Source organism: Planococcus sp. APC 3906 (assembly GCF_030407685.1).
Classification (GTDB): domain Bacteria; phylum Bacillota; class Bacilli; order Bacillales_A; family Planococcaceae; genus Planococcus; species Planococcus koreensis.
Genome location: NZ_JASDCW010000029.1, coordinates 24,616 through 40,979, shown reverse-complemented (window position 1 = coordinate 40,979; position 16,364 = coordinate 24,616). Strand labels below are relative to the sequence as shown.

Annotated in this window: 15 protein-coding genes and 1 pseudogene; 15 read left to right on the top strand and 1 reads right to left on the bottom strand. The window is 46.4% G+C overall.

From position 1 onward, the window contains the following. The 11 genes and pseudogenes from QMA09_RS14415 to QMA09_RS14365 all read left to right on the top strand — a co-directional run. On the top strand, positions 1-435 hold a 435-nt coding region (locus QMA09_RS14415), incomplete at its 5' end, for a lysophospholipid acyltransferase family protein (RefSeq protein WP_290213597.1). Positions 436-534: 99 nt separating this feature from the next. After that, positions 535-1,375, top strand: a pseudogene (locus tag QMA09_RS14410) (DegV family protein). 33 nt (positions 1,376-1,408) lie between these two features. After that, on the top strand, positions 1,409-2,206 hold the full coding sequence (locus tag QMA09_RS14405) for a GDSL-type esterase/lipase family protein (protein WP_290213596.1): 798 nt from the start codon (positions 1,409-1,411) through the stop codon (positions 2,204-2,206). Between the two features lie 14 nt (positions 2,207-2,220). Continuing rightward, positions 2,221-2,802, top strand: coding sequence for a YpmS family protein (locus QMA09_RS14400; protein WP_135501336.1), 582 nt, complete (start codon positions 2,221-2,223; stop codon positions 2,800-2,802). A 15-nt stretch (positions 2,803-2,817) separates the two neighbouring features. Continuing rightward, positions 2,818-3,348, top strand: a complete 531-nt coding sequence (gene msrA / locus QMA09_RS14395) for a peptide-methionine (S)-S-oxide reductase MsrA (protein ID WP_135501338.1) — start codon at positions 2,818-2,820, stop codon at positions 3,346-3,348. Beyond that, positions 3,345-3,770, top strand: a complete 426-nt coding sequence (msrB, locus tag QMA09_RS14390) for a peptide-methionine (R)-S-oxide reductase MsrB (RefSeq protein WP_135501340.1) — start codon at positions 3,345-3,347, stop codon at positions 3,768-3,770. Before msrA ends, msrB begins: the two co-directional genes overlap by 4 nt. A 455-nt stretch (positions 3,771-4,225) precedes the next feature. Continuing rightward, complete coding sequence (locus QMA09_RS14385) at positions 4,226-4,441, top strand: YozE family protein (protein WP_135501342.1); 216 nt, start codon at positions 4,226-4,228, stop codon at positions 4,439-4,441. A gap of 69 nt (positions 4,442-4,510) precedes the next feature. After that, a complete protein-coding gene (deoD, locus tag QMA09_RS14380) occupies positions 4,511-5,215 on the top strand; it encodes a purine-nucleoside phosphorylase (protein WP_135501344.1) in 705 nt (234 codons plus the stop codon). A gap of 134 nt (positions 5,216-5,349) precedes the next feature. Continuing rightward, the gene (locus QMA09_RS14375) at positions 5,350-6,879 is read left to right on the top strand and encodes a lmo1851 family serine protease (protein WP_290213595.1); all 1,530 of its coding nucleotides are present in this window, start codon (positions 5,350-5,352) and stop codon (positions 6,877-6,879) included. A gap of 58 nt (positions 6,880-6,937) precedes the next feature. Continuing rightward, complete coding sequence (locus QMA09_RS14370) at positions 6,938-7,819, top strand: CobW family GTP-binding protein (RefSeq protein ID WP_290213594.1); 882 nt, start codon at positions 6,938-6,940, stop codon at positions 7,817-7,819. Next, positions 7,816-8,058 carry a hypothetical protein gene (locus tag QMA09_RS14365; RefSeq protein WP_135501350.1) on the top strand — a complete coding sequence of 81 codons (243 nt, stop codon included), beginning with the start codon at positions 7,816-7,818 and terminating at the stop codon, positions 8,056-8,058. The genes QMA09_RS14370 and QMA09_RS14365 overlap by 4 nt, the downstream gene beginning before the upstream one ends. On the opposite strand, the gene QMA09_RS14360 is transcribed toward QMA09_RS14365, so the two are convergent. Next, positions 8,049-9,401, bottom strand: a complete 1,353-nt coding sequence (locus QMA09_RS14360; RefSeq protein WP_290213593.1) for an MATE family efflux transporter — start codon at positions 9,399-9,401, stop codon at positions 8,049-8,051. The genes QMA09_RS14365 and QMA09_RS14360 overlap by 10 nt on opposite strands. 130 nt (positions 9,402-9,531) lie before the next feature. On the opposite strand from QMA09_RS14360, the gene QMA09_RS14355 reads away from it, so the two are divergent. The 4 genes from QMA09_RS14355 to QMA09_RS14340 all read left to right on the top strand — a co-directional run bounded on the left by QMA09_RS14355 (position 9,532) and on the right by QMA09_RS14340 (position 16,308). Next, positions 9,532-10,611 (top strand): undecaprenyldiphospho-muramoylpentapeptide beta-N-acetylglucosaminyltransferase, encoded by a 1,080-nt coding sequence (locus QMA09_RS14355; RefSeq protein WP_290213592.1) that lies wholly within the window; start codon positions 9,532-9,534, stop codon positions 10,609-10,611. 14 nt (positions 10,612-10,625) lie between these two features. Beyond that, entirely contained in the window at positions 10,626-11,576 is a 951-nt protein-coding gene (dapF, locus tag QMA09_RS14350) for a diaminopimelate epimerase (protein WP_290213591.1), read from the top strand. An 18-nt stretch (positions 11,577-11,594) separates the two neighbouring features. Next, positions 11,595-13,268 (top strand): sensor domain-containing diguanylate cyclase, encoded by a 1,674-nt coding sequence (locus QMA09_RS14345; protein WP_290213590.1) that lies wholly within the window; start codon positions 11,595-11,597, stop codon positions 13,266-13,268. A 223-nt stretch (positions 13,269-13,491) separates the two neighbouring features. Next, positions 13,492-16,308, top strand: coding sequence for a 2-oxoglutarate dehydrogenase E1 component (locus tag QMA09_RS14340; RefSeq protein WP_290213589.1), 2,817 nt, complete (start codon positions 13,492-13,494; stop codon positions 16,306-16,308). The last annotated feature ends 56 nt before the right edge of the window (positions 16,309-16,364 follow it).

The window sequence follows — 16,364 nt, the reverse complement described above, 5'->3', positions numbered from 1 at the left end:
TTTATTTCGAAAAAAGAAGTCAAGAAATTTCCGGTTATTCCGGTTTATATGGAAGAAATGAATTGTGTGTTTCTGGACCGCAGCGACCGAAGAAGTGCGCTGAAGTCGATTGGGGATACAGTCGAGAAGCTGCAGCAAGGCCATTCAATCCTGATTTTTCCTGAAGGTACCCGCAGCAAAGGCGGCGGGCTCGGGGAATTCAAAGCAGGATTTATGCGCATCGCAAAGGATTCAGGCGTTCCCATCGTGCCGATTGCCATCAGCGGAACCTCAGAAATTATGGAGAAAAATAATAATAAGGTGAAGGCCGGGAACGTGGCTGTACAAGTTTTGGAGCCGATTTCAGCCGCAGCCATTTCGCAGGAAACGGCGAAAGAACTGGTGGCAGATGTCCGCTCCCGCATTGAAAAGGCGTTAGCGGCAAGTTCTCGCTGATGCCAGAAGCCTCAATGGATGTTGCCTGGAAAAGAAATTGTTTCGGGCAAGCCCATATAAGGAATTGTCTATATATCTTTGTTCAAGAGGAGTGATTTCATGTCGAAAATTCATATTGTTACGGATTCAACTTCAGATTTAAGGCCCGATGTAATTGAAAAATACAATTTGCATGTCGTGCCGTTGAATATTCTCATTGATGGAAAAACCTATTTGGACCGGGTGGATCTGCAGCCGAAAGAATTCCTTGAACTGATGGGGGAAATCAGCTCAGCTGCCAAAAAGTTCACAGCCTGCTCCTGGCGTGTTTAAAGAATTATATGACCGCTTAGGAAAAGACGGCGACCAAGTTTTGTCGATTCATATGACAGGGGGCATGAGCGGCACGGTTGAATCAGCACGCACTGCTGCGGAATTGTCGGATGCTGACGTAACGGTCATCGATTCAAGGTACATTTCTTATGCGCTTGCTTTTCAAGTGATTGAAGCTGCGGAAATGGCGGCACAAGGCAAGACGATGCAAGAAATTATTGCACGATTGGATCATGTCCGCGAAAACACGAAACTTTTTGTGGTCGTCGATACGCTGGATAATCTCGTCAAAGGCGGCAGAATCGGCAAAGGCCGTGCCATGATCGGCTCTTTTTTGAAGATCAAGCCGATCGCTTCATTGGACGGCGGGGAATACACGCCAGTTGCAAAAGCACGGAGCTATAAACAAGTCGTCCAGTATTTGATGAACGATTTTAAAGAGCGGACGGCGGGGAAAATCATCAAAGGGGTCGGCCTCGTTCATGCGGAAGGTTTGGCGATGGCGGAACCGCTTCGCGAAAAAATTATTGAAAGCGGTTTTGCGGACATCAAGTTTGATTACACCACACCGGTCATTTCAACTCATACCGGCATTGGCGCAATCGGCTTTATGTTTTACACAGAATAAAAGAAAGACATTCCAGAAAAGGGGAGAAAGCATTTGAAACGCATCCTGTTTATGGTCCTTTTGACTGCGGTAATTTTAACCGGATGCAGCTCATCTTTCATTTTTGGAAAAGAAGAAGCGACACCCCGTGAACCTGCCGCATTCACAAATTATTATGTGCCGCCCAATTTCGTGCCGGATGCACTGGTTATTACGGCTGTCGGCGATTCTCTGTCACAGGGTGTTGGAGATGTAGAAAACCGTGGTGGCTATGTCGGCCGGGTTGCAACTGAAATAAGCAGCTGGCCGGGTGTGCGAAATGCAATAGTCGACAATACTGCGAAGCGTGGGCGGCGTAGTGACCAGCTGCTGGCGATGTTCCAGAAAGAGACGTTGACCGGGCCGTTGACTGAAGCGGATTACGTATTGATGACAATTGGCGGCAATGATGTCATGAAAATCGTCAAACGTGATCTTTTCGCTTTGAACCTCGAAGCTTTCATGGATGAGTTGGTGTTATACGAAAATCGCTACCGCACAATCTTCGCTTCCATACGCTCAATCAACCCAACTGTGCCTATAATAGCGGTTGGGATTTATAATCCGTTTTCGCTGGTCACAGACGAGGTCGAGGAGTTTGAAGAGATTATTCAGGCATATAACGATACAATGGAAGAAATAGTGGAAGAAGACCCGCTGGCCTGTTTTGTCCCTGTCAGTGATTTGTTCGAAGGAAATGATAACCTGGTGTACCATTCGGATTTTTTCCATCCGAACAGCAAAGGCTATGATTTGATGAGCGAACGGGTACTGGAGCGAATGGCCGAATGTGGGTTCAGTTCCCAAGATTAAGGAAGTGACGATAGATGAAATTATGGCGCCTCGCGTTTTTTATATCCCTTAGCTTAAATCTTTTGGCGATTATCGCGTTCTTCATGATTATCACCATCCCTGCTAAAGGCCATAACCTGGCTGTTTCTGAAACGGCGCCAATTACCGCCAGCAGCGGCAATTCACTGATCATCAATGTCACCAAAGCGGATTTCGAAGGGCTTGCCAATACCTACATCCAGCGGGAAATGGATAATTCTCCGGTTCCTTTGGCTTTGGCAGTGAATGGAGACGTCAGTTTATCGTCGGAATTGGAGATTTTTTCAGTGCCTTTGCCGATTTTGCTGAGGTTTGATCCTGTTGTCCAGCCTGATGGCAATTTGCTGCTGGTCCAAAAATCCGTGGAGGTCGGGTTATTGGATATTCCACCCGAATCAGCGCTTAAACTTCTGCGGGATTCAGTGGAATTGCCGGATTTCATGTCCGTTTCACCGGGCGACGAAACAGTTTTACTGAAACTTTCAGAGATTCCGATAGACAATGGTGTATCAATCCGCGCAACGTCCTTTAATTTGGAAGAAGATGATATTCGCCTTAAAGTGACGATCAATCAATAAGAATGGAGTGATTGGATGAAAACCGAAAAAGCGACATTCGCAGGCGGCTGTTTCTGGTGCATGGTCAAGCCGTTCGATTCATATGATGGCATCGAGTCGGTGGTAAGCGGCTATACAGGCGGCGATCTGCCGAATCCGACCTACGAGCAAGTGTGTTCAGAGACGACAGGCCATTACGAAGCCGTGCAAATCACTTTCCAGCCAGATGTGTTTCCTTACGAAAAATTACTCGACATTTTTTGGACTCAAATTGATCCGACTGATGCAGGCGGACAATTTTTTGACCGGGGGCAATCCTATCAGACGGCAATTTTTTATCACTCTGAAGAACAAAAGCTGGCAGCTGAAAAATCCAAACAGGAATTAGATAACTCAGGGAAATATGCAAAGCCGGTTGCTACCAAAATTCTGCCGGCCAAACCGTTTTACTTGGCTGAAGAATACCATCAGGATTATTATAAGAAAAACCCTGCACATTATAACCGCTATTCTGTCGGTTCAGGACGTGCAGGATTTATTGAAAAAAATTGGGGTGGACATTCATGAAAGAAGATTTGAAAGCGAAATTGACGCCGATGCAATACCACGTTACACAGGAAAACGGCACGGAGCCGCCTTTCCAAGGCGAATACGACCAGTTTTTTGAAGACGGCATTTATGTGGATATCGTTTCCGGTAAACCGTTGTTCAGCTCAAAAGATAAATTCGATTCACATTGCGGCTGGCCGAGCTTTGCGAAGCCGCTGGAAAGTGCCGAAGTCAAGGAAAGCTTCGACACCAGCCATGGCATGCGCCGGACGGAAGTGCGCAGCGCTACAGCCGATTCGCATCTCGGGCATTTGTTCCCGGATGGCCCGTCGTCTTTAGGTGGCTTGCGCTATTGCATCAATTCAGCATCTTTGCGGTTCATACCGAAAGACCAGCTGGATGCAGAAGGCTTATCCGAATACAAGCAATTGTTCGAATGACGAGATGCCCGGGCAACTGTCCGGGCTTTTTATATGCTCAAACATTAAGCTATATAAGTTGAACTAATGATTTTTAATTGTCGAAATTCCGCAAAACAGCTGCAAAGGTATCGACCCAAGAATTTGGGAGATACCTTTGCGACGATGTGCACAGCACTGCAACGTACTTTTTGTCCCGAAGCTAGCGTAGCGATGCAACGCATTTTCATGTCCCGAAGCTAGCGCAGCGTTGCAGGGACAGGGAAAGGAGCAGTATGGTTTTCTCCGCTGTTTTGTTCCATATCGAGATATCTTTTAGCGGAGGCGCGTCAAGGGGCTAGGCGAAGCTATGAGACGAGTGTTCTTCTCGGTTCATAGCGGGAGCCATGCCCAAAGCGACCGAAGCGGTGTATGAACATTAACTTCTTCAGGTCAACGTATATAATTGTTAATTTTTCTCAAAAGGAGGCTGTTTGATGGAACGTTCGTTTTATCAATTTGCGTTAAAATACCGCGGCAAGCTGGTCGAAGACGACTTTTCCAGATTCGCGGATGCGATGTTCTTGGATCACAGCTTTCCAAGAAGTTCCGATAACTTCGAATTGCTGTCGCGCTATATTGAAGAAAAAGCACATCCTGTTCTAAAGGCGTCCGCCTTCGATGCGATGTGGGAGGAATATGAAGGGCTATAATGCAATGCGTTGCACAACATAGAAAAAAACAGTATGATAAGTACGACTAAAATAAAGTGAGGTTTTAACATGAGTGTTCATATTAATGCAAAAAAAGGCGATATCGCCGATACGATCTTATTGCCGGGAGACCCACTCCGCGCAAAGTATATTGCTGAAACATTTTTAGAAGATGTTGTGCAATATAACGATGTCCGCAATATGTTCGGTTTTACAGGCACATACAAAGGGAAGCGCATTTCTGTCCAAGGGACTGGCATGGGCGTACCTTCAATTTCCATCTATGTGACTGAATTGATGAACGAATACGATGTGAAAAAACTGATCCGCGTAGGCACTTGCGGTTCAATCCACAAAGATGTAAAAGTGCGTGACGTGATCATCGCACAAAGCGCTTCAACAGACTCAAAAATGAACGAAATCATTTTCAAAGGCATTTCTTATGCCCCAACAGCTGATTTTGATTTATTGCTAAAAGCATATAATGCTGGATTGGAAAAAGGCTTAAGCTTGCGCGTTGGGAATGTCTTCACGGAAGACGTTTTTTACAACGACCATGCAGAGCATGAAAAATGGGCGGAATATGGTATTCTTGCACTGGAAATGGAATCGTCAGCACTTTATACGCTTGCGGCTAAATACGGGCGCCAAGCTTTGTCGATCTTGACAGTAAGCGACCACTTGCTGACAGGTGAAGTGACAACTTCTGAAGAACGCCAAACAACATTCAACGATATGATCATCGTTGCACTTGAAGCAGCAATTCAGGAATAAAGGTTGAAAGCGATTCGCCGTTTGTATGGCTTATAGCGGAAAAGACTGTTTCGGCAGTCTTTTTCTTTTAATATTCACCAAAGCTTGATAAAATCGATACAGCATGAATGGCATTAATGAAAGTGGTGAAAGTAATGGATGAAAAGCGTCCCGGCGAAGATCACGAACAGGTCGAGCCAGTTGAAGAAAAACCCTCCCATTTTATTCGGATGAAGACGTTCTATTTTATAATGCTTGTGTTCACTTTGATTCTATTTACGGCAGGGCTGACCGTCTTTGCCTTGACCTTCGGAGATGACAAAGCGGTAGAAGTCAATTCCCCTGAGCGGAGAGAATTCCAAAAGCTGTATACAGCATATGATCAGCTTCAAAACGAATATTACGAAGATGTCGACAGCAATAAGCTCATCAACGGTGCTATCAATGGCATGATCGAGTCGCTGGATGATCCATATTCGGATTATATGAACGAAGAAGAAGCTTCGCAGTTCTTGGAAGGAATTTCATCAAGTTTCCAAGGAATAGGAGCAGAAGTGCAGGAACGCAACGGCTTTATCAATATCGTTGCTCCGATCAAGAATTCTCCTGCGGAAAAAGCCGGGCTCAAACCGGGCGATAAAATCACAGAAGTCGATGGAGAAAGCATCCAAGGTTTCAGTGCATCCGAAGCGGTCATGTTGATTCGTGGTGAAAAAGGCACGGAAGTGACATTGACGGTTCAACGAGGCGAATTGGCGGATCCGATTCAAATCAAGATTGTCCGTGATGAGATTCCAATTGAAACGGTTTATGCAGAAATGATCGGCGACAATGTCGCTCATATCCAAGTGACCAGCTTCTCTGAAAATACGTACGACGAATTGCAGAAAGCGATAGCTGATATGGAAGAACAAGGCATGGAAGCAATGGTCATGGACGTCCGGCAAAACCCAGGCGGTTTGCTGACGACTGCACTTGAAATATCGGACCTCTTTATTGAAGATGGTAAAGAAATGTTCGAAGTGCAGGCTAAAGGCGAAGAACCTGAAATCTATATGTCTTCATCGGTCGATAAAGTGAAAGTCCCGTTGACGCTTTTGATTGACGGTGGAAGTGCCTCAGCTTCTGAAATTCTTGCTGGAGCAATGAGTGAATCGGCAGACGTTAAGCTTGTCGGCGAGAAGACGTTCGGCAAAGGTACGGTTCAGACTGCCAATGATATGACAGATGGCTCGAATTTGAAATTCACTACCGCTAAATGGCTGACGCCGGACGGCAATTGGATCCACGAAAAAGGTATTGAGCCGGATGTGGAAGTTCCATTGCCAGCTTATGCTTCACTATCTGTTTTGGATCCATCTGTTGAACTGAAAGATGGCACCATTTCTGAACAAGTGAAAACAGCGGAACAAATGCTGGAGGCCCTTGGCTATGAAGTGGGCAAAGTAGATGGCGTATTCGAAGCCGAGATGGAAAAAGCGGTTGAAACTTTCCAGGAGGACAAAGAACTGGAAACGACAGGCGTATTGACAGGCGACACGGCATTCGCTGTCATGGATGAACTCCGCCTGAAAATAGAAAAAGATGATCCTCAGCTTCTAGAGGCCAAAAAGATCATTATGGAAGAAGCGGGCATTAAAGCAAAACCTGCTGAAGAAAAGAAAGAAGAAGACGCGAAAGAATAACAGGGAGGCCCGCGGAAGCGGGCCTTTTCTTACGCAATAATATCTCGAGGGGGATTCGATGAAAGATGTATATTTGTTCAGTGGGTTTTTAGGAAGCGGAAAAACCACACTGCTAAAACACATTATCCAACAAGTGAAAGACCAGGGGCTGGTGCCCGCAGTTTTTATGAATGAGCTGGGTGAGATGAATTTCGATTCAGATGAAATCGTGGACGGCGTGCCTCAAAAAGAATTGCTGGATGGCTGCATCTGCTGCACCGGCTCCGAAAAGTCTGAGGCCCAGATCCAGACGCTTTTAGCTGAAGAAGAGTTTGATGTATTGCTTATCGAAACAACTGGCGCGGCACATCCTGTCGAAGCGTTGGACGCGGTTTTCTCGCCGCTTTTTGCAGAACGGTTGAACTTCAAAGGCATCGTTACGGTTGCAGACAGCAAACGCTGGCTGGACCGCAGCAAGCTTTCTCCTCAAATCCGATCGCTGTACCTTGAACAAATCCGCCATGCTGATTTGATTCTTGCGAACAAGATGGATTTGCTGTCGGAGGAAGAACAAGCCAAAGTGACTTATGAAATACAGTCCTTGAACTCTTCCGCGCAAATTATCCAGACCGTGCAGGCGAAAGTGCCGATGGCTGCCCTTGAAAAAATTGCACCTTCTGTCAAAGGAGAAGTCCAAAAAGCGCCGGTATCAAAATTGAATCTCAATGCACAAGTGCTGCATTTTGAAGCGCCAGTCAAGCGCGACGTCTTTGAACAATGGCTGCGTGCGCTGCCGGAATCTGTGTTCCGCATTAAAGGATATGTGCCATTGGAAGGCGACAAGTATCCGCATGCGTTCCAATATGCATATGGGATGGCGCAATGGCTCCCGGAATACATGAAAATGCGGCCGCAGATCGTGGTTATCGGTGAAAACTTGGAAGAGGTGAAGCTTCCGTGATTGAAGCTTACCGGAAATTATGGCCAAGCCGGAGCGGCACTGGTTCGATTGGGAGCATTGAAGAGCTGGAACAGAAAATACAAATCGAGCTGAACGATGAACTGACCCATCCGCGCGTCCGCAAATCACGCCAGGAAAAACTGGACATGGCGCTTCAGCGCATTGCCGAGTCTGATCTCTCGACAGCCGAACAAACCGAATTAGCCCAATTATACAAAAAGATTGCCGCTCAGGAATGAGCAGCAATCTTTTTTTGTATGGCGGCTAAACGGATGGACAATGTGGCTGCTCCGGCAGTTAGTCCGGCGATCAAACCGATCCAATAGCCGAAAGGGCCGAAGCCCGTATAGCTGGCCAGCAAATAACCGACCGGCAAGCCGATGACCCAGTAAGAAATTAAAGCCATGATGAATGTAATGTTCACGTCTTTATAGCCTCTCAACGCACCTTGTACAGGCGCTTGGATGGCATCGGACAATTGGAATAAGGCGGCAAAGATTAAAAATTGGACAGCCAATTCGATTACAGCCGGGTCACTTGAATACAGCTCCGCAATGGGTTCGCGCATGAAAAACAAGATTGCGGAGGAGATGAAGCTGAAAGAGATTGCAGAACCTACGCTTAACCAGCTGTATTTTTTCGCATCACCGAAACGCTTGGCGCCGACTTCAAAGCCCACAAGGATGGTCGCCCCCATAGATATGCTAAGCGGCAGCATGTACAGCAAAGAAGTGAAATTGATTGCGATTTGATGAGCGGCAATTGTAATGGTGCCATAAGTGCTCATCATCAGCGTCACAGCGGAGAAGATACTTGTTTCTGCAAACAAGGAAATGCCGATCGGAATGCCGATCAAGGAAATTTCCTTGAAGCGGGCCAATGAAATTCTTGGCCAATTTGTAAAGATGAAGAAATCTTTAAACGGTTTTTGCGTATGGACAATCCACATCGCGATCAACAGCACTAGCCAGTAGGTAATGGCGGAAGCCAGACCCGCGCCTGCTCCACCGAGTTCCGGAAAGCTCCAATTGCCGAAGATAAGAAGGTAATTGAAAAAGACGTTGATTGGCGCGGACAGCAGTGAAATGATCATCGACACACGCGTTGAGCCTAGCGCATCAATATACGAGCGAAGCGTGTTGTAGACGAACAAAGGGACAACCCCGAAGCTTAAGGCGAAAATGTATTCAGAAGCCACCTTTTCAACAGCAGGCTCGAGATCCATGAATCCGAGAAGATTGTCAATGGAAGTGAAAAAGAAGATAAAGACCAATACTGCCAAGATGATCGACAGGTATATGCCTTGCTGGACCGCTTCTTTTACTTCTTTTTTTCTTTTGGCACCCATCAATTGTGCTACAATTGGGGTTATGGACATCAATATTCCAGCTAATCCGATGTAAACGGGAAACCAGAACGAAGAGCCGATTGAAACGCCGGCCAAATCTTCAGTCCCATACCTTGAAGTCATGTAGATGTCGAAGAATGTCACCAAGTACATGGCAACTTGCGTCACTAGAATAGGGACGACGATTTTCCAAAGCATCTGAAGTTTCTCTGAAGTGTTAGTGGTTTCGAACATGCTTTTCCTCCAATATTCCTAAGTGAAATCGATAAATAAATTTAAGTATAGCATATAAGGCCGACCCTTTGAGGCGGACATCCAGAAAGCCTTATGAGCAATTTCAATATGAGAAAGTAGGACTCCAAAAATGAAAAACAGAACCATTTTATTAACGGGCGGCGGAACAGCCGGCCATGTTTCCTTGAACCAGGCATTGATTCCCGAATTGAAGAACTTAGGCTTTAACGTAGAATACATCGGCTCCAAAGACGGCATTGAAAGCGAACTGATCCCTGATTCGTTCCCCGATGTTCCATATCATCCAATTGCCAGTGGGAAACTTCGCCGCTATTTTTCTGTCAAGAACTTTACCGATCCGGTCCGGGTCGGAGCAGGGCTTGTGCAGGCGCTTAATGTCATCCGAAAAACAAAACCTGCGGCAATTTTCTCTAAAGGCGGATTCGTATCTGTACCCGTTGCGATGGCAGGCAAATTGATGTCAGTTCCTGTGATTATCCATGAGTCGGATGTCACGCCAGGATTAGCCAATAAAATTGCAATGCCATTTGCCAACCATATCTTCACCGTATTTAAAGAAACGCTTAAGCATGTGCCCAAAGAGAAATCGACATGCACGGGATCGGTCATCCGCAGTGAATTGATGGACGGCTCTGCCGCTAAAGGCAAAGAAATCTGCAATTTCAACAACGACTTGCCAGTGCTGATGGTGATGGGCGGGAGCCAAGGTTCAGCTGTCATCAATGAAGCGATCCGCTCGAACCTGACGGCGCTGTTGAAGCAGTATAATGTGATCCATCTTTGCGGAAAAGGAAATGCAGACAGCTCATTGATGGATCTTGCGAACTACAAACAATTCGAATATGTCACTCACGAGTTGCCGCATTTGCTGCACATGACTGACTTTGTCGTTTCACGCGCTGGATCAAATTCGATTTTTGAATTTCTGGCGTTGAAAAAACCGATGCTGCTGATCCCGTTGTCGAAGCTGAAAAGCCGCGGCGACCAGATTTTAAATGCGCGTTTATTTCAACAGCAAGGCTTTGCGCATGTCGTGGAAGAAGAGGAATTGACGCCGGAACGTTTCCTGGCTGAGATGCAGAAATTACAAATGGATGAAGACTTGTTAGTTGATACGATGACTAATGCGGAATCGCCAAAAACCGCTTATGAAATGGCGAAGCTTGTCGCTGCCCACACAAAGAATTAATAGAGGTGATAGCAATGGAACTTAAGTTGATGAAAGTACATGGCTCTATGAATACATTTTATCTTTACGAAGGTGCAGACCGATCTGATTACGGCGTGCTTGCTGAAGAATTATGCGGGCTGGATCCGGAAGTTGATGGATTGCTGGCAGTTTTGCCTTCGACATCCGCGAATGCGCGAATGCGTGTTTTTAACAAAGACGGTTCGGAAGCCTCGATGTGCGGCAACGGGCTGCGTTGTGTAGCGCGTTATGTGTGCGAGCGTGATGGGCTGGAAAATGCGGTCATTGAAACGATGAAAGCAAATTTGAAAGTGGAAAAACAGGCATCTGACGGCAGTATCGCCATGTATGCGGTGGAAATCTCCCCCGTGTCATTTAAATTGGCGGATCTGCCCATGGCCTATGAAGGCAATGAAGAATGGATATTAAAACCACTGCCGCTTATCTCTGAAACAATCCTTTTTACAGCCGTGGCTGTACCCAATCCACATTTGATTGGCATTGTTCCGGCAGAGCTGCAAAAAGGCGGAGCACATCAACAAAAATGGGCTGAGTTTTTCAATGGGCCGAACGATTATTTTTCAGACGGCGTCAATGTCAGCTACGTCACCAAGGCGGAAGACGGCATTTTCGTGAAAACTTTTGAACGCGGCGTCGGATTTACAAATGCCTGTGGAACAGCTATGACTGCTTCCGCTTTAGTGGGCTGTTTAGCTGGGCTTGTGCCATACGGAGACGTTTCCGTCTTCAATCCGGGGGGAATGGTCAAGTGTTCAGTTATAAAGGGAGATAGCGGCTATTCACTGCAATTGGCTGGGAATGCTACGTACCTTTCCAATCATCTGTTTTTATGGCAAGAGAGCGGCACAAACAGCGAGTTTATATCTTCAGAATTACTCGGGGAACAGCGTGATTATGAAGATTTCATCTTAAAAACATCAACGATAAGCGGACAATTCGTGTAAAAGAAAAGAGAGATGTTCATGCGGGGGCCTTTTACAAAAAAGCAATTGGAACTGTTGTATGGTAAAACCGACAGCCTGATTTATTTCATGCGGCAGACAGGGGACACGTACGAATATGAATACGTGAACGCTGCCGTGCGGAAAGTATTCCGGAAAGATTTGTCAGGCTTGAGTTTAGATGAAGTCATGCCTCCGCATTTAGCGGAGGATATTAAAAACCAATACAGGATAGCGATGCAGCAAGACGCGGTCCACACATACAGGGACTATAATTTGTTCAGTAAAGAAAACGCGACGAATGAAACTACAATCACTCCGATAGAACATGAAGGCGATGTTTTTGTGCTGGCTGTTTCAAAGAATGTCGCCAAGCAGAAAAAGGTGGAAGAAGAGTATCTGTTTTATCAATCACTCGTGCGCAACTCAGTTGACCCGATGTTGATGATCACCTCGGAATTCATCATCTTTGATATGAACCTGGCTTATTCGAAAACGTTTGGCGTGGAGAACCGCGATTGGGTAGGAAAGCCATATGGCGAATTGCCTTTTGTGGACGACGACACATACAATTATGTGCTGTCGGAGCTGAATAGCTATAAGACGCATCGGGATGCAAAACCGCTGTTCATCAAAAGAAAGAAGCATGACGGCGAAGAAGTGCTTTATTCGGCAAATTATTCCCCTATTATGGAAGGCGGCGAGATTCGAGCTTTCCATATCGTTTTGCGTGAGTTGACAACGGAATACCAGTTGAAACACGAGCTGAGGAAAACCGAAAAAATTCTGGAAAGTTACAAAAATGCGCTCAATTACGCAGCTTTGGTGGCAATCTGGGAATCATCGGGAATCATCAAGTTTATCAACGATAATTTCAAAGGAACTACCGGCTATGAAAGGGAAGAAATGCTCGGCATGCATATTTCCAAAATCGGCAAAGCGGTCATAAGCTCTGACCAATACAATGACATTCGGAAAGTCGTATTGTCCGGCAGCATTTGGCGGGGTGAATTGAAAAGCTTGAAAAAGACCGGGGAATCTTTCTGGATAGACACGACGATCATCCCGTTATCCGGTGAAAAAGGAAACACGGGGCAAATGCTGGCCATCATGTTCGATATCACGGACAGGAAAAAGCTCGAAGAGCAATTGCATTTTATGGCCTACCATGACAGTTTGACGAAATTGCCGAATCGCTTAGCGATTGTCCGCAAGTTTGCCGAGATGAAAGCGGAGGCAGATTTGAACAACGAACAACTAGCGATAATCTACATGGACGGCGATGACTTCAAATCGGTCAACGACCAGAATGGCCACGAAGTAGGAGATGAGTTTATCTACCGCTTCGGCCAAGCAATCCAAAGCAGCATCCGCAAACAGGACATGGCGGCGCGAATCGGCGGAGATGAATTTTTAATTGCATTGTCCGGCTTGGATCCGCTGCATGCAGCGGATCAGACCCAACACATAATCGGACAGATCAAGGCGTCGCTGAAGCGCGGCTGGAAAATAGGCGATGTGCATTTTTCACCTACTGCAACTTTAGGGGTATCCCTTTATCCAAGCCAAGGAAAAACGATGGACGAGCTTGTGAATAAAGCCGATCATTCGCTTTACATCGCCAAACGGCAAGGCAAAAATTCAGTGCTGTTTTATACCGAAGAGCATATGAGAAGCGCGGAACCGCGCACTTGAAGCAGCAATAACGGTATGAAATCGCTTTCATTTGAGTTATGTGAATCTTTTCGGGCAAAAGCATTGTTTTTTTCACTGGAAGTAGTAAGATTGATATGGAAATTTGTTCTTCAATTGTTGAAACGCCTTCCGCTTTATGTATAGCGGGATGCGTGATAAAATATGGAAGATACACATATACTAAAAGTGACTGCCTAGAGGCAAAAAGTTGGAGGTTATTTAAATGTCTACCAATTATTCAGAAGAAAAATCACCCTGGAGTTCCATTGCCGGGCCAAACCTTGGCTATGTGATGGAAATGTACGATTTGTACCAGGAATCTCCAGAATTGCTCGATCCGGAATTTGCTGAGATGTTCAAGCAATATGGACCGCCAGCAGAAGCTGCTCCGGAGTCTTCATCATCTGCTGAAACGGCTGCGGCCAGCGTTGATTCCAGCAAGTTCGGCAAAGTTCTGGCAGCGGTTCAGCTGGCGGAAGCAATCCGTGCGCATGGCCACCTTGCGTCGGATATCTATCCATTAAAGGACCAGCCCAAAGATTCTTCGCGGCTGGAAGCTTCTGCGTATGGCCTGACTGACCAGGACTTAAAAGAAGTACCGGTATCACTTCTTCTGGAAAACGCACCGGCTGAAGTTGCCAATGGCTTGCAGGCAATCGAATATTTGAAATCACTTTATACGGATAAAGTGGCTTTTGAATTCTCGCACATTGTCCAATTGCAGGAACGCAGCTGGATTCAGTCGAAAATCGAAGCAGGGGAACTGAAACCTTCTTATGCGGCTGATAAAAAGAAACAAATCCTTGATCTTCTGACACGCGTAGAAGGCTTTGAGAAGTTCGTACACCGGACATTTGTCGGCCAAAAGCGTTTTTCAATCGAAGGAGTCGACTCTTTAGTCGTGTTGATTGATGAACTTGTCCGCTTGTCGGAAGCAAAAGGCACAGAGAAAATAATGATCGGGATGGCTCATCGCGGTCGTTTAAATGTGCTTACACATGTTTTGAACAAACCATATGAAATGATGTTTGCTGGTTTTGCGCATGTGCCTGATGAACCCTTCTTGCCGGAAGACGGCTCTGTCGAAATTACTAAAGGCTGGTTCGGCGATGTGAAATACCATATGGGCGCTTCTTATACGTCTCCAAAAGGTACGAACATCAAACTTGCATACAACCCGTCCCACTTGGAAATTGTCAGCCCAGTCGTCGCAGGCTATACGCGTGCAGCACAGGAATTGACCAACCAGGCAGGAGCGCCGATCGTTGATTCGAAAAAAGCTTACGCGATTCTCGTGCATGGCGATGCCGCTTTCCCTGGGCAAGGCGTAGTAACGGAAACATTGAATTTCAGCCGCATCCGCGGTTACCAGACTGGCGGTTCTGTACATATTATCGCCAATAACCTGATCGGCTTCACGACCGAGCAATTCGATTCAAGATCAACGCATTATTCATCCGATCCTGCTAAAGGCTTTGAAGTGCCTGTTATCCACGTCAACGCTGACCATCCGGAAGAAGTGGCAGCTGTTGCAAAACTTGCTTTTGAATACCGTGAAAAATTCGGCAAAGACATCTTGATCGACCTGATCGGCTACCGCCGCTATGGCCATAACGAAATGGATGAGCCACTTGTGACGAATCCGATGATGTACCACGGCGTCCATGAGCATGCAACGGTCCGCGAACTTTACGGACAGCAATTATCTTCTGAAAACGTACTGACTGAAGCGGAAGTCAAAGCGCTTGATGCAGATACTCAAAAGTTGATGCAGGCGGCTTACGATAAAGTGAAAGAAAGCAAGTCGGAAGAAACACACGAAATTAAAATTCCGGAAGCTGTATTGAATGGTTTCCCTGAAGTCCAAACGGGCGTAGGCCGTGAAGCTTTGGAGAAGATGAACCATGAATTGCTGACTTGGCCAAGCGAGTTTTCTGCTTTCGGCAAATTGGCACGAATTCTCAAACGCCGAGAAGAGCCTTTCAATGGCAAAGGAAAAATCGATTGGGCGCATGCAGAAACCTTGGCATTCGGTTCGATTATCCAGGAAGGAACGCCTGTCCGTTTGACGGGGCAAGATGCGCAGCGTGGAACTTTTGCACACCGCCATCTCGTGCTCCACGACGATAAAACCGGCGAAGAGCTTGTGCCGCTGCACCACATTTCTGACGCGAAAGCGTCGTTTGTCGTGCACAATAGCCCTTTGAGTGAAGCTTCGGTAGTGGGCTATGAATATGGCTATAATGTCGAGAATGACAAAGCGCTGGTCCTTTGGGAAGCGCAATATGGCGATTTCGCCAATATGGCTCAAATGATGTTCGATCAATTCATCTCGGCAAGCCGCTCGAAATGGGGACAAAAATCCGGTCTTGTCATGCTATTGCCGCATGGCTATGAAGGCCAGGGCCCGGAGCATTCAAGTGCACGCCTTGAAAGATATCTTCAAAATGCTGGTGAAAACAACTGGACAGTAGCGAATCTTTCAAGCGCCGCAAATTATTTCCATATCTTGCGCCGCCAAGCGAAAATGCTTGGGGAAGAATCGATCCGCCCGATGATCATCGTGACGCCAAAATCCCTTTTGCGCCATCCACTAGTCGGTGCAGAAGTCGAAAATTTGGCTGAAGGTCAATTCCAAACAATTATCGAACAGCCTGGAATGGGCACGAAAGAGAAAAAAGTGGAACGCATTCTTTTTGCAAGCGGCAAAATGGCAATCGATTTGGCTGAGCGGGTGAAAGACGGCAAAGGATTCGACTGGGCGCATATTGTCCGAGTTGAGCAATTGTATCCGTTCCCAGCTGAGAAAATCCAAGCGATTGTTGACCGTTACCCGAATGCCAAAGAATTGGCATGGGTACAGGAAGAGCCGAAAAATATGGGTTCATGGACTTTCGCAGAACCGTATTTGCGCGATATTGCAAACGGCAAAGACGTTGCTTATTACGGCCGCATCAAACGCTCAAGCCCTGCAGAAGGCGACGGCGAAGCGCATAAAGCGGAACAAGGCCGAATCCTTGACGCTGCATTGTCAAATTAAAAAAGTTTACAGCAGGCAAGCCCTGTTGATGTGACCAGCACCGAATCGGACTTGGA

Excerpts from the sequence above, each read along its gene's own strand:
- QMA09_RS14385 (WP_135501342.1), top strand. The coding sequence starts at position 4,226 with ATGGAACGTTCGTTTTATCAATTTGCGTTAAAATACCGCGGCAAGCTG.
- QMA09_RS14360 (WP_290213593.1), bottom strand. The coding sequence starts at position 9,401 with ATGTTCGAAACCACTAACACTTCAGAGAAACTTCAGATGCTTTGGAAA.
- QMA09_RS14345 (WP_290213590.1), top strand. The coding sequence starts at position 11,595 with ATGCGGGGGCCTTTTACAAAAAAGCAATTGGAACTGTTGTATGGTAAA.
- QMA09_RS14370 (WP_290213594.1), top strand. The coding sequence starts at position 6,938 with ATGAAAGATGTATATTTGTTCAGTGGGTTTTTAGGAAGCGGAAAAACC.
- QMA09_RS14355 (WP_290213592.1), top strand. The coding sequence starts at position 9,532 with ATGAAAAACAGAACCATTTTATTAACGGGCGGCGGAACAGCCGGCCAT.
- dapF (WP_290213591.1), top strand. The coding sequence starts at position 10,626 with ATGGAACTTAAGTTGATGAAAGTACATGGCTCTATGAATACATTTTAT.
- msrB (WP_135501340.1), top strand. The coding sequence starts at position 3,345 with ATGAAAGAAGATTTGAAAGCGAAATTGACGCCGATGCAATACCACGTT.
- QMA09_RS14340 (WP_290213589.1), top strand. The coding sequence starts at position 13,492 with ATGTCTACCAATTATTCAGAAGAAAAATCACCCTGGAGTTCCATTGCC.
- QMA09_RS14375 (WP_290213595.1), top strand. The coding sequence starts at position 5,350 with ATGGATGAAAAGCGTCCCGGCGAAGATCACGAACAGGTCGAGCCAGTT.
- deoD (WP_135501344.1), top strand. The coding sequence starts at position 4,511 with ATGAGTGTTCATATTAATGCAAAAAAAGGCGATATCGCCGATACGATC.
- QMA09_RS14400 (WP_135501336.1), top strand. The coding sequence starts at position 2,221 with ATGAAATTATGGCGCCTCGCGTTTTTTATATCCCTTAGCTTAAATCTT.
- msrA (WP_135501338.1), top strand. The coding sequence starts at position 2,818 with ATGAAAACCGAAAAAGCGACATTCGCAGGCGGCTGTTTCTGGTGCATG.